A 26,804-nucleotide genomic window follows, 5' to 3' on the forward strand; every position below is an offset into this window, starting at 1 on the left:
ACGAAAAGAATTCGATAGGATTTGATGATTTTATTTCATCAAAGAATGATTATCCTAAAGTCGGAGGAGCTCTTAGAGGGCAGTTGAGCAGTTGATGTTCCTGCTTATAATCTTGTTGATATTCAAAATATTTCTTTTTGAGAGAAAGTGTAGGAATCTTAGGAACTTGATGATTGGTAGTGAGCGTAGTGACAGGTAAATTTTTACCAATTATTATTTTATTTAGATTTAGTAGTATTTCTGAATCTTCGCTAACCTCTGAATTGTGAGAGTGGCTATTTAATAATAATCCTAATAAGAAATTCTCAGAATCTTCATCAGAGTTTTCTTGATCCTTAGGATGATGATCATGACTTTCATCATGTGAGTGGTGGATATTTTCAATTGAAGCAACCCCCTCAGAATTATCATGTGAATGATGAATATGAGGCAAAGTATTGTGAATCGTTATTATAGAAAAAACGATTAACAAAAAAATGCTTTTTATTTGAATATACTTCTGCATTGAATTTCCAAACTTACATAAATATATTAGAAGGCTGTAGGTTTCATTCCTGCCTATTTTTTAAACTTAGCCGATAGATAAGCAACGCTGCCGTAATTTAATTGAAAAGAAATTTCAGTTAAAGTCAAATTACCGTAAAACAGCAGTTCTTTAACTTTTCTATTTTTTGTTTGACAATAAATCGCTCAATGGTAATTATGGTCAGTAAAGGAGTTTGAGATAACCATAATTATTTTTGGCTACTTTGCAATACCATTGCAAACATTAATTATGTAAATTTGTCCCAGTGAAAAGTGCATGTTACATACTTAGTATTTACTTTATGGCCTTGGCAGGAGTTTCATGTGCTGATACAGTGTCTATAGACAATTCAAAAGATATCATTACAGCTATTAGCAGCGATATTCATAATCACGCTCAAGAAAGTGATTGGGACGGCTGTTCTCCTTTATGTTCTTGTAATTGCTGTCATGTAAGTTTTCTGTCATCTTCAAATATTCAATTGAAATTGCAAAAGAATTTTCCTCAACTGAATGCTCTTTATCTGCAGAATTTCAAAAAAGTTGAAATCGCTGACTTTCCAATTCCCCCTATATCATAATTTTTCTTTTTAGCAAGATAAGTCTGTCTTAACGATAAAACTATTTTATCAAACTAGACTAACATTTCATCTAATAATTTGCTAAACTCCCCTAAATACTTCGATTTATTAAAGTCAATTTATTGGCTTGATTAATTGAGAAAAAAATTGAATAAAAAGAAAAAAAGAAAAAAGAAGAAAATCACATCTAAATTAATAGTAAAGTGGTTTTTTATTGTGTTGGCTTGCTTAATTCTCCTACTTGGAATTATAGCGCGTTTTAAACACCATTTCTCTATTCACTTTAAATAATAAAATAATTATGATTAACAAAATAATTCTATTCTCAATAAAGAATAAACTCATCATAGGATTAATGATGTTGGCATGGATTGGTGTTGGAATTTATTCCATGAAAGAAGTGCCAATAGACGCCGTGCCTGATATCACGAACAATCAGGTTCAAGTAATTACTACCTCTCCAAATTTAGGCACAGAAGATATAGAACAGTTTGTAACTTACCCAGTTGAGGTAGCCATGGCTAACCTTCCCGGCATTACAGAGATTCGATCTATTTCGCGTTTTGGTTTGTCCGTTGTAACTCTTGTTTTTAAAGATGATATGGGAACTTATCTTCCTCGACAACTGGTTTCTGAAAAATTGGCAGACGTAAAAGATCAAATTCCACAAAAATTCGGCGAACCATTTATGGGACCCATAACCACAGGATTGGGGGAAATCTATCAATATACCTTGGCAGTAGATTCCAACTATAAAGATAAATACACCGATACTGATTTAAGAACATATCAAGATTGGATAGTGAAAAGACAGATGGCTATGCTGGCGGGTGTGGTAGAAGTAAATAGTTTCGGAGGCAGGGTAAAACAGTATGAAATAGCTGTTGATCCGGACAGATTGAGAAGTATGGGCATTACCATTGCTGATATATTTAAAGCTCTGGAGATTAATAATGAAAATACTGGTGGGGCTTACATTGTTAAAGATCACAAAGCCAATTTTATTAGAGGAGAGGGATTAGCCAGATCATTATCAGATTTGGAAAACATTGTGGTTACCACTGAAAATAATATTCCAACTTTAATAAAGGATGTAGCCACTGTGAAGTTTGGTCACGCTGTTCGCTTTGGATCATTTACCAAAAATGGAGAAGGAGATGCAGTTGGTGGAATGATATTAATGTTAAGAGGAGAAAATTCTAACGATGTAATTGCAAGAGTAAAAGATCGTGTAGTGGAGATCGAAAAATCCTTACCAAAAGGAATTAGTATTAAACCTTTTATTGACAGGGCATCTTTAATTGAGAAGACAACAAGTACTGTATCTTCTAACCTTTTAGAAGGTGGATTGATAGTTATATTTGTATTGGTTTTGTTTTTAGGGAATTTCAGAGGTGGATTAATAGTTGCATCTACCATTCCCCTATCGCTCTTATTTGCCTACATCATGATGAATATTTTTGGTGTTTGGTCAAACCTAATGAGTTTAGGAGCGATAGATTTTGGAATAATAGTAGATGGAGCAGTTATTATTGTAGAAAGTGTAGCCTTCTACATATCACAAAGAGTTAGAAATACAGTTAATGGGCAACTGTCGCAGCAAGAAATGGATGAAATATCCAATACATCATCTAGTAAAATGATGAATGCTGCATTTTTTGGACAGCTTATTATTTTAATTGTATTTATTCCAATTCTTACACTACAAGGTGTAGAAGGTAAAATGTTTACCCCTATGGCAATGACATTTAGTTTTGCTGTAATCGGTGCAATGGTTTTATGCCTAACCTATGTTCCTATGGTTTCGGCTCTTTTTATGAGTAAGAAACCATCTCAAAAACTAATGTGGGGAGATAAAGCTATCATATGGATGGCAAATAAATACGAACCATTACTTCAAAAATCTTTAAAAAGAAAGAAATTAATTCTTTCTTTATCTGGAGCTTTTCTTGTACTGGCAATATTTACATTTTCGCGTATGGGTGGAGAATTTGTTCCTCAACTAGATGAAGGAGATATTGCCATGCAAGCCTTATTAAAGCCCGGTAGTTCTTTAGAAGAAACTGAAAAAGTATCTACCTTAATTGAGAAAACCATATTGGATAATTTTCCTGAAGTAACTGAAATGGTTTCACGTATTGGGGTGGCAGAGTTACCTACCGATCCAATGCCAATGGATATCGCGGATATGTTCATTATTTTAAAACCTCAAAGTGAATGGACTTCTGCTGAAACTAAAGAAGAGCTAATTGATAAAATTAGAGATAAATTAGCTTTTATACCTGGAGTAAATTATGAATTTTCACAGCCTCTGGAACTTCGATTTAATGAATTAATGACAGGTGTTAGACAGGATGTTGCAATTAAGCTTTTTGGCGAAGACTTAGATGCTTTGGCAAGCTATGCGCAAAAAATGTCCGAAATAATAGGTACTGTAGAAGGAGTAGCTGACATAAAAGTAGAAGCGACAAAAGGCTTACCCCAAATGACAGTTAAATATGAACGTGATAAACTGGCTCAATATGGTTTAAACGTTCAGGAATTGAACACGATTGTAAGAACTGCATTTAGTGGTGAAGTAGCAGGAGTGATTTTTGAAGGAGAAAAACGCTTTGATTTAGTTGTTCGACTAAAAGATGAGCATAAAACTAGCATCGATGATCTTAAAAATATTTATGTAGAACTACCGAATGGCGACCAATTACCTTTAAAAGAAGTTGCAAGCATCAGCTATCAAGGAGGCCCTATGCAAATTTCAAGAGAAGGAACCAACCGCAGAACTTATGTAGGGATAAATGTAAGAGGAAGAGATGTAGAATCTGTAGTTAATGAGATACAAGAAAAGTTAGATAGTCAACTTGATTTACCACCTGGTTATTACATCAAATACGGTGGCTCTTTTGAAAACTTACAAAGAGCAAAATCACGATTAATGATTGTAGTACCTATTGCTTTGGCATTAATTTTTGTACTCCTGTTCTTTGCCTTGAAATCGTTTAGTCAAACTGTGATGATTTACGTGGCAATACCGCTTTCTGCAATAGGTGGCATATTCTCTCTTTGGTTACGAGACATGCCTTTCAGTATTTCTGCTGGTGTGGGATTTATCGTTCTGTTTGGAGTTGCTGTGTTAAATGGTCTCGTCCTTATAAGCAGTATGAACGAACTCAAACAAGAAGGGATGGGTTTGAAAGAACGAATTATTAAAGGAACAAAAGAGCGGATTCGTCCCATATTTTTAACTGCATCTACTGATATATTGGGCTTTCTTCCAATGGCTATATCTACCTCCTCAGGAGCAGAAGTACAACGCCCACTGGCAACTGTTGTAATTGGAGGTATGCTTACAGCATCTATTCTAACTTTAATCATCATCCCAATTTTATATAGTATTGTAGAAGTAAGAGCAGAACGTAAAAAGCTTAAAAGAGATTCAAATGAAGGCTTAAATATTGGCGGAGCAAGTATCGCTACACTTTTGATAATTCCTTTGATTGGAACACTTACCTTATTTGGTCAAAATGTTCAAGCTCAAACTAGTAATGCAAAACAACTCACTCTAGATGAAGCGATTAGTTTTGGATTGAGTAATAACGGAAATGTGAAATCTGCTGAAACGGAGATTAAACGCTTAGAAGCTTTAAAAGGAACATCTTTTAATCTAGGTAAAACCGATGTAGGCGTTCAATATGGGCAATACAACAGCTTTGAAAATGACTTTGCGTTTTCGATAGATCAAAAATTTCAGTTTCCCACTGTCTATTCAAGTAGAAATGGATTGGCAAAAGCTAACATTCAAGCAGGTAAATTTGATAAGGCGATTACTGAAAATGAGTTGATTAAGGAAATAAAACTAAGCTGGTATCAACTTACTTATTTGATGGATAAAAATAAACTGCTTCTTTATCAAGATAGTATGTATGTAAAGTTTTTAAAAGCTGCCAATTTAAGGTATCAAACAGAAGCAGGAACCTTACTTGAAAAAGTGACTGCTGAATCTAAAGTAACAGCTGTTAAAGCACTCATTATCCAAAACGAAGCAGACATAAAAGGCTACAAGAAAAGGCTTCAAACCCTTTTAAATAGTCCATCTCCTGTTGATATTATTAATGGGTTTAATCCAAAAAAGGAATTAAAACTCACATTAGATACAGCTATTGTTTCTAGCAACCCCAATTTGGGCTATTTAACCAATCTAATTACAATTAGAGAAAAAGAGAAGGCTGTAAACAAAGCACAGTTTCTACCTGATTTTTCCATTGGTTATTTTAATCAGTCTTTAATTGGTTCATACAATGTGAATGGTTCTGAACAATTCTATGGAAGAAGTCAACGGTTTACGGGAATTCAAGCAACCATCTCTATACCCATTTGGGCGAAACCTGATTTAGCTCGCATTAAGGCAGCTAAACTAAACCAACAAAAAGCACAGACTGAAGCTAATTATTATCAGACTGTTTTGTTGGGAGAGTATGAAAGAGTAGTTCAGGATTATTTAAAATATAAATATACGATCGAAACCTACGAAACTAATGCTCTACCACAAGCAGAATTAATATTGTCAAATTCTACCAAAAGTTTTGAAAATGGGGCAATTGATTATGTAGAATACATTCAAGGCTTAAACAATGGCTTGGAAATAAAAAATGAATACCTGAATATATTGAACCAATACAATCAATCTATTATAGCCATAGAATACTTAGGTGGTAAATAATTCTCATTCAAAAATTAAATAGAAAAAATAATATAATATGAAAACGAACATAAAATTCATAATCGGAATAATAACAATGGCAGTTTTAATGACTGCTTGCGATTCTTCATCACCAAAAGAAAAAGATGAACATGGAGAGCAGGAATCAGCAGGTCATGGAGAACATAAAGAAGAGGGTCATGAAGAAGAAGAAGAAGAAGGAATTGTTTCTTTAACTGAGCAACAAATGGATGCCATTGGCTTAAAAATGGTTCAAATTGAAAAAAGAACATTGAACATGGCAGTATTTGCCTCTGGTACATTAGAAATGGCACCCCAAGACAAAGCAGATGTAAGTCCGGTAATTGGAGGTATTGTAAAATCAATAAATGTTTTTGAAGGAGATAAGGTTAGAAAAGGGCAAATACTTGCTACTCTAGAGCATCCTGATTTTATACAACTACAGCAGGATTATATTAATACTGTTAACAGTTTAGAATATTTGGAAAAAGACTATGAAAGACAGAAAAAATTATATGAAGAAAAAGTGGGCTCCGGTAAAGATTTTCAAAAAACAAGTGCCGACTATTTAAACAGCAAATCAAATGCCGAAGCACTTAAAGCAAAATTGAATATGCTTGGTATAAATAGTTCTGAAGTTGCAAAAGGAAAAATCTATCCTTTAGTAAATCTTACTTCACCTATTAATGGTATAGTAAGTTTAGTAGAAACTAACGTTGGTACATACATTGAACCTCTTACTAAAGTATTTGAAATAGTGGATAATGAAAAGATACATGCCGACTTAATGGTTTTTGAAAAAGACATAGATAAAATTAAATTAGGTCAAAAAGTATATTTCTCAACTACAGGTGTACCAGATAAAATTTTAGAAGCAAAAATTTTTGCTATTAGTCCTTCTTTTGAACAAAGCCCTAAGGCTATGCATATTCACGCCAATATACTTACCAAAGACATAAAGCTTTTACCAGGAATGTACATTAAAGGCAAAGTTACAGCTAATGACGTTGAAGCAAATGTTCTTCCAGAACATGCCATTGTTACTGAAGAAGGTAAAACTTACATTTTTGTTAAAAAAGAAGGCAAAGAACACGATCATGGACATGAAAAAGAAGAACAAAGTAATGATGAGCATGCACACGAAAGTGAAAAAGACGAACACCATGAAGGGCATGAAGAAGGCAAGTGGGTTTTTAAAATGGTAGAAGTAATAACTGGAGATAAAAGTGATGGTTATATCGAAATTAAACTTTTACAACCATTACCAAAAAATGCGCAAATAGCTGGGACCGGAGCTTATTATATTTTAGCAGAAATGGGTAAAGGAGAAACAGAGCATAGTCATTAATCTATGCCTAGAAATTAAAAAATAATTAACTGAATAAATTAATAAAAATGAAAGAAGTAAAGGCATTTATTAAGCCAACAAGGGTGCAAATAGTTATCGAAGCACTAAGCGATGCAGGGTTTAAAAGTATGACTATTTCGCAGGCAGAAGGAACCGGGGCTTTTAAAACAGAAGGAGCTTCTCCTTCGCTTGATTTTCATATCACGGATAGTCCGGTAGTAAAACTAGAACTAGTTTGCCAAAATGAAGAAGTGGAGAAAGCTGTGCAGTTAATACTTGGAAAAGCCAAGACACATGAAGACGGAGATGGAATAATTTACATTTCACAAGTGGAAAATGCTTTCCAAATAAAGACAGGAGAGTCTATTAAGAAATAAGTTTGAGTTTGTATGATTAAGGAATTAGAGGGCAATTTAAAACGGCATCATATTAAACCAACTGCTATGCGTTTGTTGGTGTTAGAATATTTAATGGAGAAAGAAACTGCAATTAGTTTGACAGATTTATACGAAACTTTTGTGAAATCAGACCGAACAACCTTATATCGAACATTAAAAGCATTTGAAAAAAATGGTTTGGTGCATACTATAGTTGATGGCACTAGTGTTCCTAAATATGCTCTTTGCACGGATGCCTGTGATATAGAAGAACATAATGATGCTCATATTCATTTTCATTGCGAAAACTGTGGTAAAACTTATTGTCTTCCAACCTTTAGAATACCTGGCTTTAAATTGCCTAAAAACTTTAGTAAAAAAGAAGTAAACCTTGTGGTGAAAGGAAAATGTGCTGCTTGCAATGATTAAGATGCATTTTTTTTATTAGCTATTGATTTAACTGCATCTAATAAAAACACAAAATAATGGAAAATTTTAAACAAATATTTGATAAGGTCTTGATTAAAACTCTTAGCATTAATGAGGAGGACATTAAACCCAATATCCATTTTACAAATGATTTAGGAGTTGATTCTCTCGATTTGGTTGAATTAACGATCGAATTTGAAAAGGTATTTAAGATAACCATATCGGATGAAGATGCACAAAGCCTCCAAACAATAGGTGGGGCTGAAGGCTATTTAAGAGAAAAAATTAAATTTTAACTAAAATATGTAATATGAAAAAATTGAAACTTATATCTCTTTTTGTAATAGCCATTTTGCTTGTTCAAAGCTGTGCCGTAGTGCAACCAGGAGAAGTGGGTGTTGATGTACACTTTGGGAAAGTGAAAACTAAAACTCTTGACCCTGGTCCTCATCACTTTTTTGCCATTTTCGGAAGGAAAATAGTACGCTTTGACACGCGTGTGACTAACTATTCTAACAACATAAACTTTCATACCAAAGAAGGAATTGAAGTTACTTCTGAAATCACACTACTCTATCATTTAAATGCTTTCGAAGTTGTTAGTGTGTATAAAACTTTTGGAGAAGATTATCAGGAAAAAGTTGTGGAAGATAATCTAATTAGCATTCTTCGGCAAACAGGACTTCAATACAGTGCCACAGAACTTATCACAGAAAGAGCAAACATAGAAAAAAAGGTAAAGCAAAAAATGGACTCCATTGTTGGAAAATATGGTTTTGCAATGGATTTGGTGATGCTTAAGCAAGTGGATCTTCCAGCTAATGTTATTGCAACCATTGAAGCAAAGTTAAATGCGGAAGAAACAGCCAAGAAAACAGTTATTGACAATGAAGTGAAAAGAAATGAACTCGACTTTCAATTGGAAAAAGATCTAAAGATTAAGGAATTGGAGATTAAAAAACAACGGCTCGATATTGACTTTTACATAGAAAAACAAAAAAAAGAGGCAGAACGCATGCTGATAGAAGCAGAAGCCATAAAAAAGCAGCAAGAAATTGTAAATTCTACACTTACTGATAAATTAATCGAACTAAAAAGTTTAGAAATAACAAGAGATTTAGTGAAATCAAACAATGCAAAAATCATAATTTCTGATGGTAAATCTCCTATTATATTGAATGATAAATAAAAGCTTTTATACAAATGGGACAAACAGGAAGAGGAACCATACAAGAAATGCAATTATTGGCAAAATCAAAAGGTGGGATTTGCTGGTCTAAAACCTACATCAATTCCAAAACTAACCTTTGGTGGGAGTGTATTTATGGTCATCGTTGGCAGGCTACTCCTTTTAGTGTAAAAACGAGAGGTAGTTGGTGTCCTAGTTGTGCAAGTAATCAGCCTTTAGGCATAGTTGAAATGAACCGGCTTGCAGCCACCAAAAAAGGGAAATGTTTGTCCAATAATTATGTAAATGTCAAAACCAAATTGACTTGGGAATGTCAGAAAGGACACCAATTTGAAGCAACTCCTGATAGCATACGAAAAGGACGATGGTGCAAAAAATGTAAATGATTATTTAAAATGAGTGCGGATAAAACTATAAAATCAATAAAGAAAGAGCATATTCTCAAATGGTCTTTAATTGGCATACTATCAGGTATAACAGTTATAAAACCATTTACTCTCTCCCTTTTTACATACGATGCACACAATGATAAAGGTAGTTGGTTCTCCTTATTGATTAATGAGTATAAATCAATTGTCTCAATTAGTGATTGGCATAACGTACTGATTATTGGTGTTTTCGGTTTATCTGGTGCTACCTATGCTGGTCAGTATACTCTTTATCAAAACCCTTATTAACAGAGTAAAGGAGTTGAATCACAAAAACGAAGCTTTGGCTTTAATAAATGGTGGCGAAAATAGTCATGTTGAATTCAAATCTACTTTACGATGGGACATAAGACTGGAAAAAAGAAATCCTGAAATTGAGGTTGCCGTACTTAAAACAATTGCAGCTTTTATAAATACGGATGGCGGAAATCTATTTATTGGTATTGATGATAATGGGGTAGCCTTAGGACTTGATAATGATTTCAAAACACTCAAGAAGAAAGACATTGATGGTTTTGAACAATACCTGATGCAGTTGATATCTCTAAAATTGGGCACCCATTTATGTACGGCTGTAAATGTATCTTTTTACAGATATGGAGAAAATGATGTGTGCTACATAGAAATAGACCCGGCCAAAACACCGGTCTATCTAAGTCAAGACGGGAGGTCACGGTTTTATATTAGAACCGGCAACGGAACGCGCGAACTCGATTTGCCCGAAGCCATCTTGCACTTAGGAAAAAAAAAGGCGCTTTATAATTAAGAAAAGCAAGTGTAAAGCCAATGGATATTTGCACATACAATGCACTAATAATAATATTAATTTTAAAAGATGTTACAGATTACAGACATAAAGAGCGAAAATGTGGTTACCACAAAGGCTAGCGGTAAACTCAACCAGTACGACTTTGAAAAAATACATCCGCTTATCCATAGTATTCTCGATAAGGGCTTAAAGGTTCGGTGGTATTTTGAGATGAACGATTTTCAAGGCTGGCATATAGAAGGGCTATGGAAAGATTTCACTAAAGATGTTGAACACGAAAAGGAGTATGAAAAAATAGCATTGGTCGGCGAAAAAAAGTGGCGAAAGTGGGCCACCCAATTTATGAAACCGTTTTGCAATGCCGAAATCAAATATTTTGGTCCAGACCAAAAACAGGAAGCCAAAATATGGATTGAAAGTAACTGATGATAGGGCATTGGATGATTAACTAAAGAATAACTAAAAAATAAACTGATATGGGATTTTTAAAACATTTATTTCGAGGCTTTCAAAACGGAGGCCATCATTCCCGCGGACATCATAATAAGCGCGGTTATGGCTATAGGGAAGATAGTTCAGATGCAAAGGTTATGATTCGTTGCACGGCCTGTGGTGAGAAAAATGAAGAGAGCGCAGCCTTTTGTAAAAAGTGCGGTTCACCTTTAGGCAAGTCCAAGTGTAGTAACTGTAACGAGAGTGTGCCAGTCGAGGCAAAATTTTGCCCTAATTGCGGTACTGAACGCATCAATAAATAACAACCGATGAAGTACTATATATTGATAATTCTATTTTTTGGTATTCTCAATGTGAACGCCCAAAAAATTTACAGGACCGAAGAAGGCCACGTTGAGATGATGGCAATGCTTGATAGTGTCCCCTTTAAGGCAGAAAGCCATAAATTGGCCTTATATCTTGATTATGATACCAAAATCGTGAATGGAGTACTCGACCTTAAAACGCTATCGACCAACAACCCTGAAATTAAAGCTATGCTGGCAGGGGAGGAAGACCCCTTAATGCTTCGGTTTACCGGTACGGTGCCTTCTGCTGATTTTTTGTCAAAACGGCACGACCCTATCGACTTTAATTGGCTGATAGATGTTACTTATCAAGGAAAAGCCTTTAAATCACAATTTAAAGCAACCATTACACATATTGAACAAGGTGTAAGTATGTCGTGTTTGATAAGTGCCAGAGGACAGGTTTTGGTGGCTGATACAGGCTTGGATTCCATCATAAAAGGTATCGATGATGCCATAGAAGTGCAGTTTGCACAAATGGTTTTAAAATTGGACAACCAGTAATTTAATAAAAAAAATATGGGAACTTGGAACGATATGCTATATCATAAAATATTCAATAGTACGGTAATATTGATGATAATCGTTACAGCCTCTTTGGGTATAGGAATGATGGGGTATCATTTTTTGTTGGGCTTAAGTTGGATAGATAGTTTTTTAAATGCCGCAATGATTCTTACGGGAATGGGACCATTAGACGAAGCAAATACCAATGCAGGTAAACTTTTTTCTGGGATTTATGCAATGTATTCTGGAATCGTCTTCCTTTCTGCCATTGCTATTTTCATCTATCCAATTATACAAAAAATAGGAAAGAAGTTTGAGCACCAGCATAAACAAGAATGAAAAGTATAAACGGAAATTACAAGCAAACAATTTTAAAACATAAAAATAAACAAACAAAATGCTCTTAAACAAACGGATATCCATCTGGTCCTTTCTTAAATACATTAAATATGACATTATATTTATTGTGTCTTATGCCATATCTATTGGTATTTTAGATCAATACGGTTTTTTGAGTAACATATCTGTACCAATTGCAATTACAGGGGTTTTTGGCACCGCTGTGGCTTTACTCCTTGGTTTTCGTACCAATCAAGCTTACGAGCGTTGGTGGGAAGCAAGAATTATTTGGGGAGCAATTGTAAACGATTCTAGAACACTCATAAGACAGTGCGTTTCTTTTTTTAACAGAACCCATGAAAACTATGGTCTAACGGTAAAGCAAATGACCCATCGTCAGATAATTTGGTGTTATGCCCTTGGCGAAGCATTAAGAAAATTGCCTAACTCAGATAGGATAAAGCAATATCTTGATACGAACAATATTGATGCTTTTAACCTGCCAAATGCATTACTTTCGGAACATTCTGAAACGCTATTAGCAGCAAAAGAAAACAATATGGTTAATGATTTTCAGCAAGTTCAAATAGATAGCACAATAGCTCGTTTGTGCGATTCTATGGGAAAATGTGAGCGTATAAAAAACACTATATTTCCTAAAGCCCATAGTTTGCTCATTCATACCATTATTTATGTATTTGCTACCATGCTTCCATTTGGGTTATCAGACCAATATTTGGCAGTAGAGATAGGTTTGACCATCGGTATCCCAATTATTTTTTTAGCTATTGAAAAAACATCAATTCTGATGCAAGACCCTTTCGAAAATCAACCCTTGGATACCCCAATGACAGATTTAGCAGAAACAATTGAAATTAATTTAAAGCAAATGATTGGAGAGAAGGATATTCCTTCAAAAGTAGAATCAGATAAATATTACGTTCTCTAAGAATACAAAATTTTATGATATGAAAAAAATAAAAATAAAAATACCTCTGATACTTCCCGAAGTACCTGATGAAAAAGACCAATGTGTAGAAAAGCTCATCACACAATTAAAAGGCAAAGAAGGACTTAATAAAGTACATGTAGCTGATGAAACCGACAATGGTGTACCGCAGCTCTGTTTTCACTATGATTCTGAGTTGATATCACTTGACCAGATTCAAAAACTAGCGGAGCAAACCGGAGCAAAAATTACAGAAAAGTTTGGTCATAAACTTATTGAAGTGGAAGGTATTAGGCATATACGACATGCCCGTAACATAGAGCGAAACCTACGGAGTAAAGAAGGAATTCTGGAAGCCGCTGTCTCAGGTTCCGGTATGATACGATTGGAATTTGATACCACTCAGACCAATGAGGCTGAAATACTCGAAGGCTTGCGAAAAGAAGGTTTGGACCTTTCAGATACTCAGGTTAGTGCAGAGCAGTATCTGAAACAAGACACTAAAATAAAACCTCAAAAAACTGATAAAGAGCATGATCATAAAACAGGTGAAGAAGACAATAATCATGAAGAGGGTAAAGATCACGATCACTCACATAGTGGGGTTTTTGGAAAAAATACGGAGCTTATTTTTTCCATTACCTGTGGGGTACTTCTCGGAATAGGCTTCGGGCTTTCTTATGTGGAATCCATCCCGGATTGGGTCAGTCTTACTTTGTACATAGGCGCTTACTTTTTCGGTGGTTTCTTTACTGCTAAAGAAGCGGTTCAAACTGTGGCCAAGGGCGGTTTTGAAATTGATTTTTTAATGCTTGTTGCTGCTATAGGTGCCGCCATTCTGGGAGAATGGGCAGAAGGTGCACTTTTATTGTTTTTATTCAGCTTGGGACATGCTATGGAACATTATGCAATGAACAAGGCAAGAAAAAGCATTGCTGCGCTTGCAGACCTTGCACCAAAAACAGCTTTGCTAAAAAAAGATGGCAAGACAGAAGAAGTCGGGATTGAAAAATTAAGTATAGGCGATATTATAGTGGTCAAGCCAAATAGTAAAATATCGGCTGACGGTGTCGTGGTCAATGGAAAAAGCAGCGTAAACCAAGCACCAATTACCGGAGAAAGTGTACCTGTAGACAAAATTTCCGTGGAAGATACGGGCAAGGATTATTCGGCAGACGATGATATCAAAGACGAAAATCGTGTATTCGCTGGAACTATCAACGGCAATAACACCTTGGAGATTAAGGTCATTAAAGAAGCAAAAGATTCTACGCTTTCTCGCTTGGTAAAATTGGTTAACGAGGCACAGACTCAAAAATCGCCTACACAATTGCTGACCGATAAATTCGAAAAATACTTCGTTCCATCGGTATTGATTTTGGTCGGTATTTTATTGTTTGCATTCTTAGTGATTGATGAACCTTTTAGTGAAAGTTTTTACCGTGCAATGGCGGTATTGGTCGCCGCAAGTCCCTGCGCATTGGCAATTTCAACACCAAGTGCCGTATTAAGTGGTGTTGCAAGAGCTGCAAAGGGTGGCGTACTCATAAAAGGCGGGCGACCGCTGGAAGATTTAGGAGTGATTACTGCCTTGGCTTTCGATAAAACAGGTACACTTACCGAAGGCAAGCCTAAACTTACCAAAGTAGTACCATTAGGGAATATTGAAGAAAATGAACTGTTAAAGATAGCCGTTGCTGTTGAAAACTTGAGCGACCATCCCTTGGCCAAAGCCGTGGTTCGTGACGGCAGGGAGCGTTTGGAAGGTATTGAAATTCCCGATGCATCAGATTTGGAAGCGGTTCTCGGAAAAGGGATTAAAGCATCCTTGGGAAATGACCAAATCTATGTTGGCAATCTTGACCTATATGAAGATTTGGACAGCGATAAACCATCCGAAGAAGTAACATCCAAAGTTAGAGAGTTGGAAGGTGGCGGAAATACCACGATGCTCATAAGAAGGAACAAAGAATATATCGGTATCATCGCCCTGATGGACACCCCAAGGGAAGCAGCCAAGGAAACACTGAAAAAATTAAAGGAAATCGGTATAAAGCGGATGATAATGCTAACCGGGGACAACCAAAAAGTTGCCGATGCTGTAGCCAAAGAAATTGGGCTGACCGATGCCTGGGGAAGTTTACTGCCCGAGGAGAAAGTGGAAGCAATTAAAAAATTAAAACAGGAAGAATCTAAAGTAGCGATGGTAGGTGATGGTGTGAACGATGCTCCAGCAATGGCTAACAGCACAGTGGGAATTGCCATGGGAGCAGCGGGCAGCGATGTCGCTCTTGAAACCGCAGATATTGCCCTTATGGCCGATAAATTGGAAACCCTGCCCTTTGCCATAGGCCTGAGCAGGAAGGCAAAAGCCATTATTAAGCAAAACCTTTGGGTCAGCCTTGGTATTGTTGCTCTACTTATTCCATCAACCATTATGGGTTGGGCAAGCATTGGTATTGCAGTCGTTATACACGAAGGCTCTACATTATTAGTGGTTTTTAATGCTTTAAGGCTTTTGGCTTATAAAAAGTAATAACCAAATTTAAATAAATGAATTAAAATTAAATACAATGAAAAACGAAAATAATTACTTCAAATTTTTTGGAATGATTGCAACCGCTATGGTAGCAATGTACTTTTTGATGTACACCAACTCTTATCAAATCATTGACCATTTTTGGTTTAGTGAAACAAGGCTTTTTATGACATTCATTATGGCTGGATCTATGATTATCATTATGCTGTTGTTTATGTTAAATATGTACAAAAAGCGTAGTGTCAATTTTACTGTCATTTTACTGGGTATTTTGCTAATTGCTGGAGGAATCGGATTAGTAAGAACACAAGTCACAGTTACTGGTGTTGACTACATGGAAGGAATGATCCCACATCATTCTATTGCTATTCTTACAAGTGATCGTGCACAAATTAAGGATGTACGAGTAAGAAAATTAGCCGATGAAATTATTAAAGCACAACGTAGGGAAATTATGGAAATGCAATGGTTGATAAATGATATAAGAAAAAATGGTTTGGTAGAAACAGAAGATGAAATGAAAAACAGATCGTTGCCTAAGTTTGAAGGTTCTCTTGAAAAAGAAACACGAAATCTGACAGAGTAGGAGGCTACGGCATTAACTAAACGCAAAAAGTATGACAGAACTAAAAAAATCGTTGGGAACCCTTAGACTCACTTTCTACGGTGTCGGCACCATTGTAGGGGCAGGCATCTATACCGTCATTGGCGCAGCTGCTGGCCAGGCAGGCACAGACCTTTGGTTGAGTTTTATTTTTGCTGCAATTGCAGCTGGTGTTTCTGCAATGTCGTATGCAGAATTGTCCTCTAGCTATCCTAATGCTGGTGCAGAATTTATTTTTGTGCGGAAAGCCTTTCCTAAAATTGACATTCCATCTTTTCTGACAGGTTGGACAATTGCGTTTCACAGTTCGGCCACCATCGCCGCGGTGCTACTTGCTTTTTCAGGTTATTTCAATACATTTTTTAGCGTACCCTCTCTTTTGATTAGTTATGGCATTTTAATATTGCTCTCATTGTTAAGTATTACTGGCATTAAAAAATCATCTACAGCAAATATTATAATGGTCTGCATTCAACTATTGGGGTTGTTGCTATTGATAGTGTTTGGACTTATGGAAACTGGTCCACCCAAGGCAGAGTTTTTTAAAGTAGAATCAATTTCCGGAACTTTGGCGGCTACGGCTACATTATTCTTTATATATACAGGATTTGAACATATGGCAGCTTTGGGTTCCGAGGTAAAGAATCCGGGCAAGACCATTCCCCGTGCCTTTTTATTGACGATGGTGTTTACGACCATTATCTATTTGCTCATATCATTTACGGTACTTAACATAAGCGACCCGTCAGAATTGGCAAAAGTGGATTCGCCACTTTCTCTTGCGGCATCCAATCTCAACGGTTGGTTGCCTGTTGTTTTGGCGGTTGCAGCCCTTTTTGCCACAGCCAATGCGGCCTTTAGCGGAATTATTTCCATAAGCAGGCTACTTTTTGGAATGGCAAGCGTGGGCGAACTTCCAAAATTAATGACCAAGACCAATGCGCAAAAAGTACCGTGGGTTACAACCATTTTGGTTATGGCGGCAGTTGCGGGATTTATATTGTTGGGAGATATTAAAATCGTAGCGGGAATGTCATCATTAGGTGCACTACTAGTTTTTGTCGCAGTGAATATTGCCCTTATCGTATTGCGTTTCAAAGCACCCGATAAAGGCAGGCCTTTCAAAGTACCTTTATCTATTGGAAAAGTACCGATACTGCCAATTTTAGCGATACTCATTAGCCTGTCTTTGGTAATTCAATTTGACTGGCAAGTATATGCCACGTTTGTGGGAGTCATTTTAGTGGGCATTGTATTAGATTATTTTTTGGATAAAAAACCGAAAAAGAACATAGATGCTGAAAAAGAAAAGGAATTATTTAACCATTAATAGAGTGTTTGAACTGAATGTTCGAAGATTTTAAAACAGAACTCAATGACCTAAATCCTAGAGTTCGTGAAAAAGCTTTGGAAATTACCAAAGAACTTGTCGAAAAGAAGCGAATTTCGGCAGAAGAAGCCATACAAAAAGCTATTATAAGGGCAGGAGAATGGTTTTATGATTTGGAGGGATAGAAATCACATGTACTTCCATTACACTTATGAATTTAATTAATTAAAAATTGAAATTATGATACATTTATTAGAAACAAAGAAAGAAAACCTAATCGCCGTAAAATTAGAGGATAAAATCTCGAAAAGTGATATTGAAAAGTTACATCCACTAATACATAGCATTGCCGAAAAAGGAAACAAAGTAGATTTTTACCTTGAAATGAATGACTTCCACGGCTATGATTTGCAGGGCTTTTGGGCAGATATGAAAGTAGATGCTTCGCATATTTCAGATTATGGAAAAATGGCTTTCGTGGGCAAAAAGAAATGGCAAGAATGGGTAGCCAAAACAACTAATATTTTTACAGATTCGGAAGTAAAGTATTTTAATTTAACAGATAAAGATAATGCATTAGAATGGATCAGTCAGTAAATAGCAATTCTACGCTGACATATATAAAACAAACGGCAAGTAAGTTTTTAGATAGAGAAACCTCCGGAGGCTTGTTTCTAATTGCAGCTACTGTATTTGCTTTAATAGTTGGAAATTCTGCGTGGGCTGATGCTTATCATCATTACCTCAAAGATGATTTTTTATTTGAAATTTCAAATCATTTTACTTTTAGCTTAACCATAGAAGAGTGGATTAATGATGGCTTGATGGCTATATTTTTTTTAGTAGCCGGCTTGGAATTAAAGCGAGAAATTATGGTGGGAGAGCTATCGACATTTAGGAAAGCATCTATGCCACTACTTGCTGCACTTGGAGGTATGGTTGTCCCTGCACTTATATTTGTAAGTTTTAATGCAGGTGCCGAAAGCTCAGTTGGTTGGGGTATTCCGATGGCGACCGACATAGCCTATTCATTGGGTATTATTGGGTTACTAGGTAAAAGAGTTCCCACGCAGCTCAAAATTTTTTTAGTGGCACTTGCTATTGCAGATGATTTGGGAGCTATACTAATTATTGCCTTGTTTTACAGTAATGAAATTAGTTGGATATTTCTTGCTTCAGGGCTTGGCATATTTGTGTTATTATTGTTGTGTAATCGTTTTGGTTTGAAAAGTCTAATTTGGTATATTGTGGGTGGTTTGGCTTTGTGGTATTGCTTTCTCAATTCAGGGGTTCACCCTACTATAGCTGGAGTTCTTTTCGCCATCACAATTCCCGTAAAACCTAAATTGGACAGCAAAATTCTTAAAAAGCGTACAGCCATAAATATCATAGAACTGGAGAAAACAGATATTGAGAATCGGAATCCGATGCAAGATATTAGTCAAAGAAAAATACTAAAAGCTTTGCAAGTGGATACAGAGAACTCTAGACCTCCGCTTTTAAAATTAGAGAATGCCTTAATTGATTTTAACGCCTTTTTTATTATCCCAATCTTTGCCATTGCTAACGCTGGTGTGAAATTAGATGTTAGTATTTTAGAGGTAATTTCAAGTTCACTTGGATTAGGTATATTATTAGGTTTAGCAATAGGAAAAGTAATAGGAATAAGCCTTTTTGCATTTATTGGTAAGCAGTTGGGTGTTGCTGAATTACACACATCTTTGAGGTGGGGGCATATCGTTGGCATGGGTATGATAGCAGGGATCGGTTTTACTATGTCGCTCTTTATTACCAATCTTGCTTTTGCGAACTCTGAATTAATAAAAGTTTCGAAAATCAGTATTTTAATTGCTTCTTTAATAGCTGCAATAATAGGAGTTATAATTTTGCTATTGACCAAAAAAAGAAGTTAAAAATGAAAAGATCAACGTTTAAAATATCCCAAATGGATTGCCCGTCCGAAGAACAAATGATACGGATGAAATTGTCAGAGTTAAATGGAATTCATCAACTTGAATTTGATATTCCCAATAGGAAACTGACCATAGTTAATGAAACAGATTCTAAGTTAATTCTTGATGCTTTAGAAGATTTAAAACTCAATACCACTTTAATTTCTGAAGAATCAATTAAAGATTATGTAGCTGAAAAATCAACCAATGCGAATGAGCGTAAAATGTTGTGGGCAGTTCTCATTATCAATTTCACCTTCTTTTTGATTGAATTGATCTATGGCTGGCTTTCAGATTCAATGGGGTTAATCGCTGATTCATTAGATATGCTTGCTGATTCTTTGGTTTATATTTTGAGTCTGATGGCAGTTGGTGCAGCCATAGCCAAAAAGAAAAAAGTAGCTCGTTTAAGTGGATATTTTCAAATGGCTTTAGCAGTTTTAGGTTTAGCTGAATTAATAAGAAGAGTTTTCGGAACGTCTGAAATTCCTGAGTTTCAGAACATGATTATCATTTCAATTTTAGCCCTAATCGCCAATTCTGTTTCCCTTTTCCTCATTCAAAGAGCGAAAAGCAAAGAAGCCCACATGCAAGCCTCAGCAATTTTTACCTCTAATGACATTATAATTAATAGCGGAGTTATTGTCGCAGGAGTTTTAGTTTACTTTACACAAAGTAAATACCCTGACTTAGTAATTGGTTTAATCATTTTTGGAATTGTAGTAAGGGGTGCAATTAGGATATTGAAATTGGGGAGGTAAGTGTTTCTAAAACTTTTCCAAAGAAATGCAAACTTTGGAAAAGTTTGCATTTCTTTAAATCTTCACTGACCTTAATCTCAAAGAATTTAGAATTACGGATACAGAACTAAAACTCATTGCTAAAGCAGCAATCATAGGAGACAACAATAGGCCAAATATTGGAAATAAAACTCCTGCCGCAATAGGGATTCCTAAAGTGTTGTAAGCCAATGCAAAAAATAAGTTTTGTTTGATATTTTTCATTACTCCATCACTTAAATTTCGAGCTTTTACAATTCCGTGTAAATCTCCTTTAACCAAAGTAATCATGGCACTTTCGATGGCGACATCGGTTCCCGTTCCCATCGCAATTCCTACGTCACTTTTGGCCAAAGCAGGGGCATCGTTAATTCCATCTCCTGCCATCGCAACTACTTTTCCTGCTTTTTGTAATTTCTCTACCTCTTGCAATTTATTTTCAGGTAACATGCCGGCTTTAAAATCTTCAAGGTTTAATTCCTTTGCTACTGCTTGAGCAGTATCGTGATTGTCGCCTGTTAGCATGATCACAGCAATTCCTTTTTCTTGAAGCTCCTTAATTGCTTTAGCACTCGTTTCTTTTATCTTGTCACCAATGACAACAAAACCGGCAACTTCATTACCAATAGATAAATAAGAAACGGTCTTGCCCTGCTTTTGAAATGAATTGGCTTCTTTTTCCATTTCTGAAGTCAAAGAGGCATTCGCATATTGCATCATTTTGGCATTTCCTATGCCTACTTTTTTAGAGTTAACATTTCCTTCAACTCCTTTACCTGTAACAGCGTTGAAGTTCTCTGCTTTTATTATTTCAGTGTTTTGTTCCTTGCCATATTTAACGGTAGCTTCCGCCAATGGATGTTCACTCATCGTATTCAAAGAAATGATGTACTGAAGGACTTCCTTTTCAGAATAAGTATTTCCGAACACTCCAATTTTTTCAACGGTAGGCTTTCCCTCTGTTATGGTTCCAGTTTTATCTACAATCATGGTGTCTACTTTGTCCATTTTTTCTAACGCCTCCGCATTTTTTATCAGCACGCCATTTTGCGCACCTTTACCAACGCCAACCATTATAGACATTGGGGTAGCCAAACCCAGCGCACAAGGGCAAGCAATAATAAGCACTGCAATTGCATTGACAAAAGCGTAAACATAAACTGGCTCGGGACCAAAAACTGCCCAAACAACAAAGGTTAGTATAGATACGATAACTACTACGGGTACAAAGTAACCGGATAGCGTGTCTGCTAGTTTTTGAATCGGAGCACGACTGCGGCTGGCATCATTTACCATTTGAATGATTTGAGAAAGCAGCGTGTCTGATCCTACCTTTTCGGCTTTCATCAAAAAAGATTGATTTCCATTGATTGTTCCACTATTTACTTTATCGCCCTCTCTTTTATTTACTGGCAGTGGCTCTCCCGTAATCATTGACTCATCCACGGTAGTACTTCCTTCAGTGATAACTCCATCAACTGGAATTTTGTCTCCTGGTTTAACTTTAAGAAGGTCATTTAACTTAATCTCATCAATAGAAACCTCTACTTCAACCCCATCTTTTACAACGATGGCTTTGTTCGGAGCAAGTTTTAATAATTCCTTCACAGCTGAATTGGTTTTGCTGTGAGCCCTTGCTTCCAGTAATTGGCCCAATAGTACCAGCGTAAGAATAACTGTGGCTGCTTCAAAATATACATGTACGGCACCCGATTCTGTTTTAAATTGATCGGGGAAAAAATCAGGAAATAACATTCCAAATACACTAAATATCCAGGCTGCACCTGCGCCAATACCAATTAAGGTAAACATATTTAGATTCCATGTTTTGATGCTTTTGTAGGCACGTTCAAAAAACATCCAAGTCGCATAAAATACCACAGGGATGGAAAGTCCAAATTGTATCCAATTCCAATATTTCTGTCCCAACAAGGAATAGAGTGGGTTGTTTGGAATCATTTCACTCATTGCAACTATGAATATGGGTAAGGTAAACGCAACAGCAATCCAAAACTTTCGCAACAGTTTCTTAAACGTTTTTTCTTCCGAAGAAAGGTCTGCTTCCATAGGAACTAAGTCCATGCCGCAAATGGGGCAATCTCCTGATTTGTCTTTAACTATTTCAGGATGCATGGGGCAAGTCCATTGCTCAGCGCTAGAAGCACCTATACTTTGTTCTTCCACCAAATCCATTCCACATACGGGACAGTCGCCTGGTTTGTCGTAAGTTTTTTCTCCTTCACAATGCATGGGACAGTAAAATGTTCCTGTACCGTCTCCAGTAGGTTTATTTTGTTTTTTTTTAGTTGTGGTGGGTATTTCTCCTTGTTTATGAATGCTATACCTTCCACCATCTTTCTTTAATGCTTCCTGAAATGTTTCAATGGAAATGTGTTTTGCCATTTCGATGGTCGCTTCTGATTTTGCTAAATCAACTGATGCAGAAGAAACTCCATCAACCTTAGAGAGTATTTCTTCCACATGACTTCTGCAACCGTTACAAGTCATTCCGTGTATGCTATATGTGTGTGACATGGGTGGTAATATTTTGTACAAAGTTTGTAAGATTTAGTAGAACAAGTATTATGTAATTTTGAAGAAAACTTACAAGATTTAGATTCTAATATATAGTTTACACTTCTTTAACTTCTCAATATCTAAAACCTCAAAATAGTTTCTTCCATAATTAATAATACCCTCTGCCTTTAATTTAGATAAATAAAGCGATACGGATTGTCTGGCACATTGTAAGTATTTAGAGATCTCTAAATGTGTCATGTGTAGAATAATTTTTTGAGAGTGATTTGAAGTTTGATTCCCTGTTATAATTAGCTCCAAAAGGAACAGTTTTATTCGTTCTGGGATTTCTGTTTTAGAATGAAGGATACTGTACTTTTTCTCAAAGTTGCATAAACTGTCTATAAGCTGTCCCCTAATGGTCTGGTGGAATTGAGGGTTACTCATTAGTATCTTATAGAATAATTCCTTGCTAATTTTTGAATAGGAAACTTTCGTGGCCGTTTTTGCAAATTGGTGGTTTCCATTCATTAGAATTAGTGATTCAATGCCTAGAAATAAGGGTTTCATGGTAAGTTGATGGGTGAATTCATTTGATCTTCCTAAGTTCTTCCCTAGAATTATTGTTCCTTTACTAATGAAGTATATGTGCTTTATCCGACAATCATCTTTGTACAAAAACTCTTTTGGGAGTGCACTTTCATGTGACATATCGTCCAATAGTAACTTCTTTTCAACTACTGTAAGGTGGTTAAATAAAGGATGTTCTGTAATTTTTTTATATTGATTCTGCATAAATAATAGTCTACTACTACTCAGATTGTTTTACTCTAAAATTGTGGAGGTTAAACATGTGTAGGCATAGGTATTCCATGCTTACACTTATAATTGAAAAATCAAACTTGAAGTGATTGCAGAACTACTCGTCTAAAGGAAGAAAAGAGGATTAGGTTAGGTGGTGGCCTAATTTGATGAATAAACGACTTTATTGAAAGAATAGAAGGCGACTCCACTTCAAATAAGGAGTATATTTTGACACTTGTTATGGGTAAAGTTAGATTCGAAGAAACTAGATTAACTTTTAGTCCTGATAGGAATATACTTGAATTTTCTACACAACATTTTTCTTTGTCATTGGAGTTTTTCGGCTCATCATCAGCAGTGTGATGATCAGAACTTCCATGATTATGTGCAGAATGTGGGTGTTGTATATGTGTAATTGAATGAATTATATTAATAAGTGTACAGCCAACAGAGATTAGCTGTACTCCCATAAATGAGAACAGTAGAAAAGAAACGCATACTTGTTTTCTAATTGCTAACATTACAGATTGTCAAGATTTTGAAAGTTATAATCTTTTATTTTTTTAAACTCAGAAGGGGTAATTCCAGTTTCTTTTTTGAACTGAGTAGAGAGGTAAGCGGAGCTGCTATAATTCATTTCAAAAGCTATTTCTGCTAATGATTTATCATCGTTAAAAATCAATTCTTTGATTCTCTCGATTTTTTGCTTGGTAATGTATTTTTCGATGGTGATGCCTTCTGATTCTGAAAATAAACGACTTAAATGGTTGTAGTTGTGCTTTGTTTTTTCAGCTAAATAATCAGAAAAGTTGATTTTTAATTCATTCTCACTATAATGGATTTTATGAATTATCAAACTTTTAATTTGTTTAATGATTACTGAATTTTCAGATTCAAGTAATTCAAAGCCAATTTCTTTTAATTGAGTGGCTAGGTTATTCTTTTGAACGTCAGTTATAGGATTTATAGTTTCTACCAGACCTAATTCCAATGTGGAATATGGAATGTCTAATTTTTCCAAAATTGCTTGTACCGCCGATTTACATCTAGGGCAGACCATATTTTTAATATGAATAATATTTTCCAAAATAATATACTTTGATTTAGTGGAAACGTAATTTGATTACTTTTCAAAGATGAAAAGTATACTCTTCTATAATGGTTTCATTAATAGTAGAATAGTTTGTTAAAATAGCTTCTATTGTATAGGATTTACAATAGAAATGATTGAATTAGAACGGAAATGTCACAGATATTGAGGGGAGGGATATATCTCGTAGTTTTGACTACTAGAGCTTTTTCTGTTGCTAGTAGTAATATTGGGAAATTCAGTTTTGCAATTAAAATTTCATTTTTTTTATTCTCCTTATTAGTAATATCTTGTGAAGAAACGTGCTCTTCCCCTTCAATCAAAAAGTTACGATCTGAGCAACAAGACATTTTAGCTTCGTTGCAAATTCTATCTTTTGTCATGGCGCAAGCATCAGCTTCACCAAATAATTTCACATTAATTAATTGATCACAGCAATAGTGGGCACTCAAGTTAAAACTAAGAGAACTTATTAAAATAATGAAAGACATTAAGACTGCAAATATTCTTGTCATGAATATAAAAGTATAAAATATATTTTATAATAGCTCTTATATTTGATTTTTTGCTGTGTTCAACCCATAAATACAACACATCTATTTTTTAATACTTCAATAGTGCTAAGATAAACAAACTTCCTAACCGGTCTTTTATTGAATGATCATTCTTTTTTTTGATGTAATTATCACTTATAATTGGTAATGTTCCTGATTATCTGTTTTATGCTTTTGTGGAACTATGTTGTTGAAATATAGATGAATTTTAATTGGACTATGAAATTTTTAATTGGCATAATCATACAAGAAAAGTTAAAATTAGCTCTTAAATACTTTCAAAATACGTTAAGCTGCGGTAAGTGTTTTAGATTTTCTGATGAGTTTTAAAACTAATCACTCTTTCCTGCTTTTATAATACTTTCTATAATGAATTAACAATAAACCAAATCTATTTATTTACATGAAATCAATTTTCACGAAAGAACGAGTTGCCGCCTATAATATTCATAGGAGTACAGTAGAAAACTTTCTTATCTTAATAACGATTGAAGAAGGAGGAATTGGGGTAGAGGTTAAGAATGAGTCGATTGCTAATATGGAGGCCTAAGGATCTCTAGAAATACAGAATATCTTAAAGTCGGATATAGGATTCATCGCTAAAGGAGACAATTTGCTAGATGCTAAAAAGATAATGGATTCCAATAAATTGATTCAAGATGTTTTAGTAACTGAGAATAGGAGGAAGGAAGAGCCAGTTATCAGGTGGATTTCCAACGTAATAATTGCTCATAAATCTAAACTTTAACTATATGACATTGACTCCAGAGCAAAAAGTTCACTTGTTACAAAAAATTAATGAAAAAGTGAATATTCCTCTTTTGGGAGAAGAAGCTGAGAAAAAATTCTTTTTAAGAATCATAGATCGAATCATAGAAAAGTTAGAGGAAAAACTATCCGATGACCTGCTAAATTACCTGAATGACATTTCAATGGGATTTATTTTAGGAGATAAAAAGGAAATGAAAGAAGCAATTAATTCTACGGTAATGTTTTTAAATAAAGAAATAAACCTTCCATTGTTGAATGAGAAAAAGGGAGAGGAGCTTTTTAGAATAGTTGTAGAAGTGCTATTTGTGGCGATGAAAAAAGGGGAAAAATTATAATACTAATGTAATAATGAAAAGTATCCCCAAAAAGGAATATAAAAAGTGCTAAAAGAGTACCTTGGTGATGCATTTTAAAGTGATTTATTAAATCCAACACTATGCGCTTATGCAGAGGTACAAAATTTATTAATAAAAGAAGATACCCAATTGGCTGTAACTACTGCTGATTATTTAATGGAGGTGATTTCTGAATAGTGGAAATTGCATTCAAACGGTAAATGATAAAACATAGATAGGCACATTATTATAAATAAAGTATAGCAGAACTAAGTTTAAAAAAATAGAGAATAAAAATAGACTTAACCAACGTAAAAATTTTCAAAACATGACAACCCATAATTTTTCTAACGATTTACTTTTTCAATATAAAAATGCGTCATTTCTTCCATTGGGAATGCCTTATCAAGAACTAGATGATTACTCCCGTTCTCAACTTTATAGAAAGGTAAAACACCAACATTTTGGAAAACTAGATTCAATTTGGGGAACCTTAGGCTGGCTTAAAAATAAGAAGTTTAATCTTATAGGAAATGTGACTTATTCTGAAAATGGAAACTTAAATTCAAAA

The 26,804-nt window shown here is 35.2% G+C and carries 31 protein-coding genes; 25 read left to right on the plus strand and 6 right to left on the minus strand.

What is annotated here, in order from left to right:
- Positions 1–49 precede the first annotated feature (49 nt).
- Positions 50–505, minus strand: coding sequence for a hypothetical protein (locus ACTB0X_RS13735; protein WP_463025614.1), 456 nt, complete (start codon positions 503–505; stop codon positions 50–52).
- A 286-nt stretch (positions 506–791) separates the two neighbouring features.
- On the opposite strand from ACTB0X_RS13735, the gene ACTB0X_RS13740 reads away from it, so the two are divergent.
- The 22 genes from ACTB0X_RS13740 (at position 792) to ACTB0X_RS13845 (ending at position 20,144) form a co-directional block, all read left to right on the plus strand.
- Positions 792–1,106, plus strand: a complete 315-nt coding sequence (locus tag ACTB0X_RS13740; protein ID WP_463025615.1) for a DUF6660 family protein — start codon at positions 792–794, stop codon at positions 1,104–1,106.
- Between the two features lie 301 nt (positions 1,107–1,407).
- Positions 1,408–5,823: a CusA/CzcA family heavy metal efflux RND transporter gene (locus tag ACTB0X_RS13745; protein WP_463025616.1), complete on the plus strand. Its 4,416-nt coding sequence runs from the start codon at positions 1,408–1,410 to the stop codon at positions 5,821–5,823.
- A 37-nt stretch (positions 5,824–5,860) separates the two neighbouring features.
- Complete coding sequence (locus tag ACTB0X_RS13750; RefSeq protein ID WP_463025617.1) at positions 5,861–7,171, plus strand: efflux RND transporter periplasmic adaptor subunit; 1,311 nt, start codon at positions 5,861–5,863, stop codon at positions 7,169–7,171.
- Between the two features lie 47 nt (positions 7,172–7,218).
- Positions 7,219–7,548, plus strand: coding sequence for a P-II family nitrogen regulator (locus ACTB0X_RS13755; RefSeq protein ID WP_463025618.1), 330 nt, complete (start codon positions 7,219–7,221; stop codon positions 7,546–7,548).
- A gap of 12 nt (positions 7,549–7,560) precedes the next feature.
- A complete protein-coding gene (locus ACTB0X_RS13760) occupies positions 7,561–7,977 on the plus strand; it encodes a Fur family transcriptional regulator (RefSeq protein WP_463025619.1) in 417 nt (138 codons plus the stop codon).
- Positions 7,978–8,033: 56 nt separating this feature from the next.
- A complete protein-coding gene (locus tag ACTB0X_RS13765) occupies positions 8,034–8,273 on the plus strand; it encodes an acyl carrier protein (protein ID WP_463025620.1) in 240 nt (79 codons plus the stop codon).
- Between the two features lie 14 nt (positions 8,274–8,287).
- The gene (locus ACTB0X_RS13770; protein ID WP_463025621.1) at positions 8,288–9,166 is read left to right on the plus strand and encodes a prohibitin family protein; all 879 of its coding nucleotides are present in this window, start codon (positions 8,288–8,290) and stop codon (positions 9,164–9,166) included.
- Positions 9,167–9,180: 14 nt separating this feature from the next.
- A complete protein-coding gene (locus ACTB0X_RS13775) occupies positions 9,181–9,552 on the plus strand; it encodes a zinc-ribbon domain-containing protein (RefSeq protein WP_463025622.1) in 372 nt (123 codons plus the stop codon).
- 9 nt (positions 9,553–9,561) lie between these two features.
- Positions 9,562–9,843: a hypothetical protein gene (locus ACTB0X_RS13780; RefSeq protein WP_463025623.1), complete on the plus strand. Its 282-nt coding sequence runs from the start codon at positions 9,562–9,564 to the stop codon at positions 9,841–9,843.
- The gene (locus ACTB0X_RS13785; protein ID WP_463025624.1) at positions 9,806–10,360 is read left to right on the plus strand and encodes an AlbA family DNA-binding domain-containing protein; all 555 of its coding nucleotides are present in this window, start codon (positions 9,806–9,808) and stop codon (positions 10,358–10,360) included. Before ACTB0X_RS13780 ends, ACTB0X_RS13785 begins: the two co-directional genes overlap by 38 nt.
- 69 nt (positions 10,361–10,429) lie before the next feature.
- A complete protein-coding gene (locus ACTB0X_RS13790; protein ID WP_463025625.1) occupies positions 10,430–10,789 on the plus strand; it encodes a SpoIIAA family protein in 360 nt (119 codons plus the stop codon).
- 164 nt (positions 10,790–10,953) lie between these two features.
- Positions 10,954–11,118 (plus strand): zinc-ribbon domain-containing protein, encoded by a 165-nt coding sequence (locus tag ACTB0X_RS13795; protein WP_463025647.1) that lies wholly within the window; start codon positions 10,954–10,956, stop codon positions 11,116–11,118.
- A gap of 105 nt (positions 11,119–11,223) precedes the next feature.
- On the plus strand, positions 11,224–11,667 hold the full coding sequence (locus ACTB0X_RS13800) for a hypothetical protein (protein ID WP_463025626.1): 444 nt from the start codon (positions 11,224–11,226) through the stop codon (positions 11,665–11,667).
- A gap of 15 nt (positions 11,668–11,682) precedes the next feature.
- Positions 11,683–12,009: a hypothetical protein gene (locus ACTB0X_RS13805; RefSeq protein ID WP_463025627.1), complete on the plus strand. Its 327-nt coding sequence runs from the start codon at positions 11,683–11,685 to the stop codon at positions 12,007–12,009.
- 58 nt (positions 12,010–12,067) lie between these two features.
- Positions 12,068–12,958, plus strand: coding sequence for a bestrophin family protein (locus ACTB0X_RS13810; RefSeq protein ID WP_463025628.1), 891 nt, complete (start codon positions 12,068–12,070; stop codon positions 12,956–12,958).
- Between the two features lie 19 nt (positions 12,959–12,977).
- Positions 12,978–15,494, plus strand: coding sequence for a heavy metal translocating P-type ATPase (locus ACTB0X_RS13815; RefSeq protein WP_463025629.1), 2,517 nt, complete (start codon positions 12,978–12,980; stop codon positions 15,492–15,494).
- Positions 15,495–15,531: 37 nt separating this feature from the next.
- A complete protein-coding gene (locus tag ACTB0X_RS13820) occupies positions 15,532–16,083 on the plus strand; it encodes a DUF305 domain-containing protein (protein WP_463025630.1) in 552 nt (183 codons plus the stop codon).
- 31 nt (positions 16,084–16,114) lie between these two features.
- Positions 16,115–17,431 carry an APC family permease gene (locus ACTB0X_RS13825; RefSeq protein ID WP_463025631.1) on the plus strand — a complete coding sequence of 439 codons (1,317 nt, stop codon included), beginning with the start codon at positions 16,115–16,117 and terminating at the stop codon, positions 17,429–17,431.
- Positions 17,432–17,448: 17 nt separating this feature from the next.
- Positions 17,449–17,616: a hypothetical protein gene (locus ACTB0X_RS13830; protein WP_463025632.1), complete on the plus strand. Its 168-nt coding sequence runs from the start codon at positions 17,449–17,451 to the stop codon at positions 17,614–17,616.
- Positions 17,617–17,671: 55 nt separating this feature from the next.
- A complete protein-coding gene (locus ACTB0X_RS13835; RefSeq protein WP_463025633.1) occupies positions 17,672–18,028 on the plus strand; it encodes a SpoIIAA family protein in 357 nt (118 codons plus the stop codon).
- On the plus strand, positions 18,013–19,344 hold the full coding sequence (nhaA, locus tag ACTB0X_RS13840) for a Na+/H+ antiporter NhaA (protein WP_463025634.1): 1,332 nt from the start codon (positions 18,013–18,015) through the stop codon (positions 19,342–19,344). The genes ACTB0X_RS13835 and nhaA overlap by 16 nt, the downstream gene beginning before the upstream one ends.
- A 2-nt stretch (positions 19,345–19,346) precedes the next feature.
- Positions 19,347–20,144: a cation efflux transmembrane domain-containing protein gene (locus ACTB0X_RS13845; protein WP_463025635.1), complete on the plus strand. Its 798-nt coding sequence runs from the start codon at positions 19,347–19,349 to the stop codon at positions 20,142–20,144.
- A 54-nt stretch (positions 20,145–20,198) separates the two neighbouring features.
- Here ACTB0X_RS13845 and ACTB0X_RS13850 read toward each other — a convergent pair whose 3' ends face one another.
- From ACTB0X_RS13850 to ACTB0X_RS13870, 5 genes are all read right to left on the minus strand, one after another.
- Positions 20,199–22,697 carry a heavy metal translocating P-type ATPase gene (locus tag ACTB0X_RS13850; protein WP_463025636.1) on the minus strand — a complete coding sequence of 833 codons (2,499 nt, stop codon included), beginning with the start codon at positions 22,695–22,697 and terminating at the stop codon, positions 20,199–20,201.
- Between the two features lie 78 nt (positions 22,698–22,775).
- Positions 22,776–23,474, minus strand: coding sequence for a Crp/Fnr family transcriptional regulator (locus tag ACTB0X_RS13855; protein WP_463025638.1), 699 nt, complete (start codon positions 23,472–23,474; stop codon positions 22,776–22,778).
- Between the two features lie 101 nt (positions 23,475–23,575).
- Positions 23,576–24,004, minus strand: coding sequence for a hypothetical protein (locus tag ACTB0X_RS13860; RefSeq protein ID WP_463025639.1), 429 nt, complete (start codon positions 24,002–24,004; stop codon positions 23,576–23,578).
- Positions 24,004–24,543: a helix-turn-helix domain-containing protein gene (locus ACTB0X_RS13865; protein ID WP_463025640.1), complete on the minus strand. Its 540-nt coding sequence runs from the start codon at positions 24,541–24,543 to the stop codon at positions 24,004–24,006. The genes ACTB0X_RS13860 and ACTB0X_RS13865 overlap by 1 nt, the downstream gene beginning before the upstream one ends.
- 152 nt (positions 24,544–24,695) lie before the next feature.
- The gene (locus tag ACTB0X_RS13870; protein ID WP_463025641.1) at positions 24,696–25,088 is read right to left on the minus strand and encodes an HYC_CC_PP family protein; all 393 of its coding nucleotides are present in this window, start codon (positions 25,086–25,088) and stop codon (positions 24,696–24,698) included.
- A 442-nt stretch (positions 25,089–25,530) separates the two neighbouring features.
- Between ACTB0X_RS13870 and ACTB0X_RS13875 the strand changes: the two genes are divergently transcribed.
- The 3 genes from ACTB0X_RS13875 to ACTB0X_RS13885 form a co-directional block, all read left to right on the plus strand.
- A complete protein-coding gene (locus ACTB0X_RS13875) occupies positions 25,531–25,677 on the plus strand; it encodes a hypothetical protein (protein ID WP_463025642.1) in 147 nt (48 codons plus the stop codon).
- A 202-nt stretch (positions 25,678–25,879) separates the two neighbouring features.
- Positions 25,880–26,233: a hypothetical protein gene (locus tag ACTB0X_RS13880; protein WP_463025643.1), complete on the plus strand. Its 354-nt coding sequence runs from the start codon at positions 25,880–25,882 to the stop codon at positions 26,231–26,233.
- Between the two features lie 328 nt (positions 26,234–26,561).
- A partial coding sequence (locus tag ACTB0X_RS13885) for a hypothetical protein (protein ID WP_463025644.1) occupies positions 26,562–26,804 on the plus strand: 243 nt, incomplete at its 3' end.

This window comes from Acidiluteibacter sp., assembly GCF_055129545.1.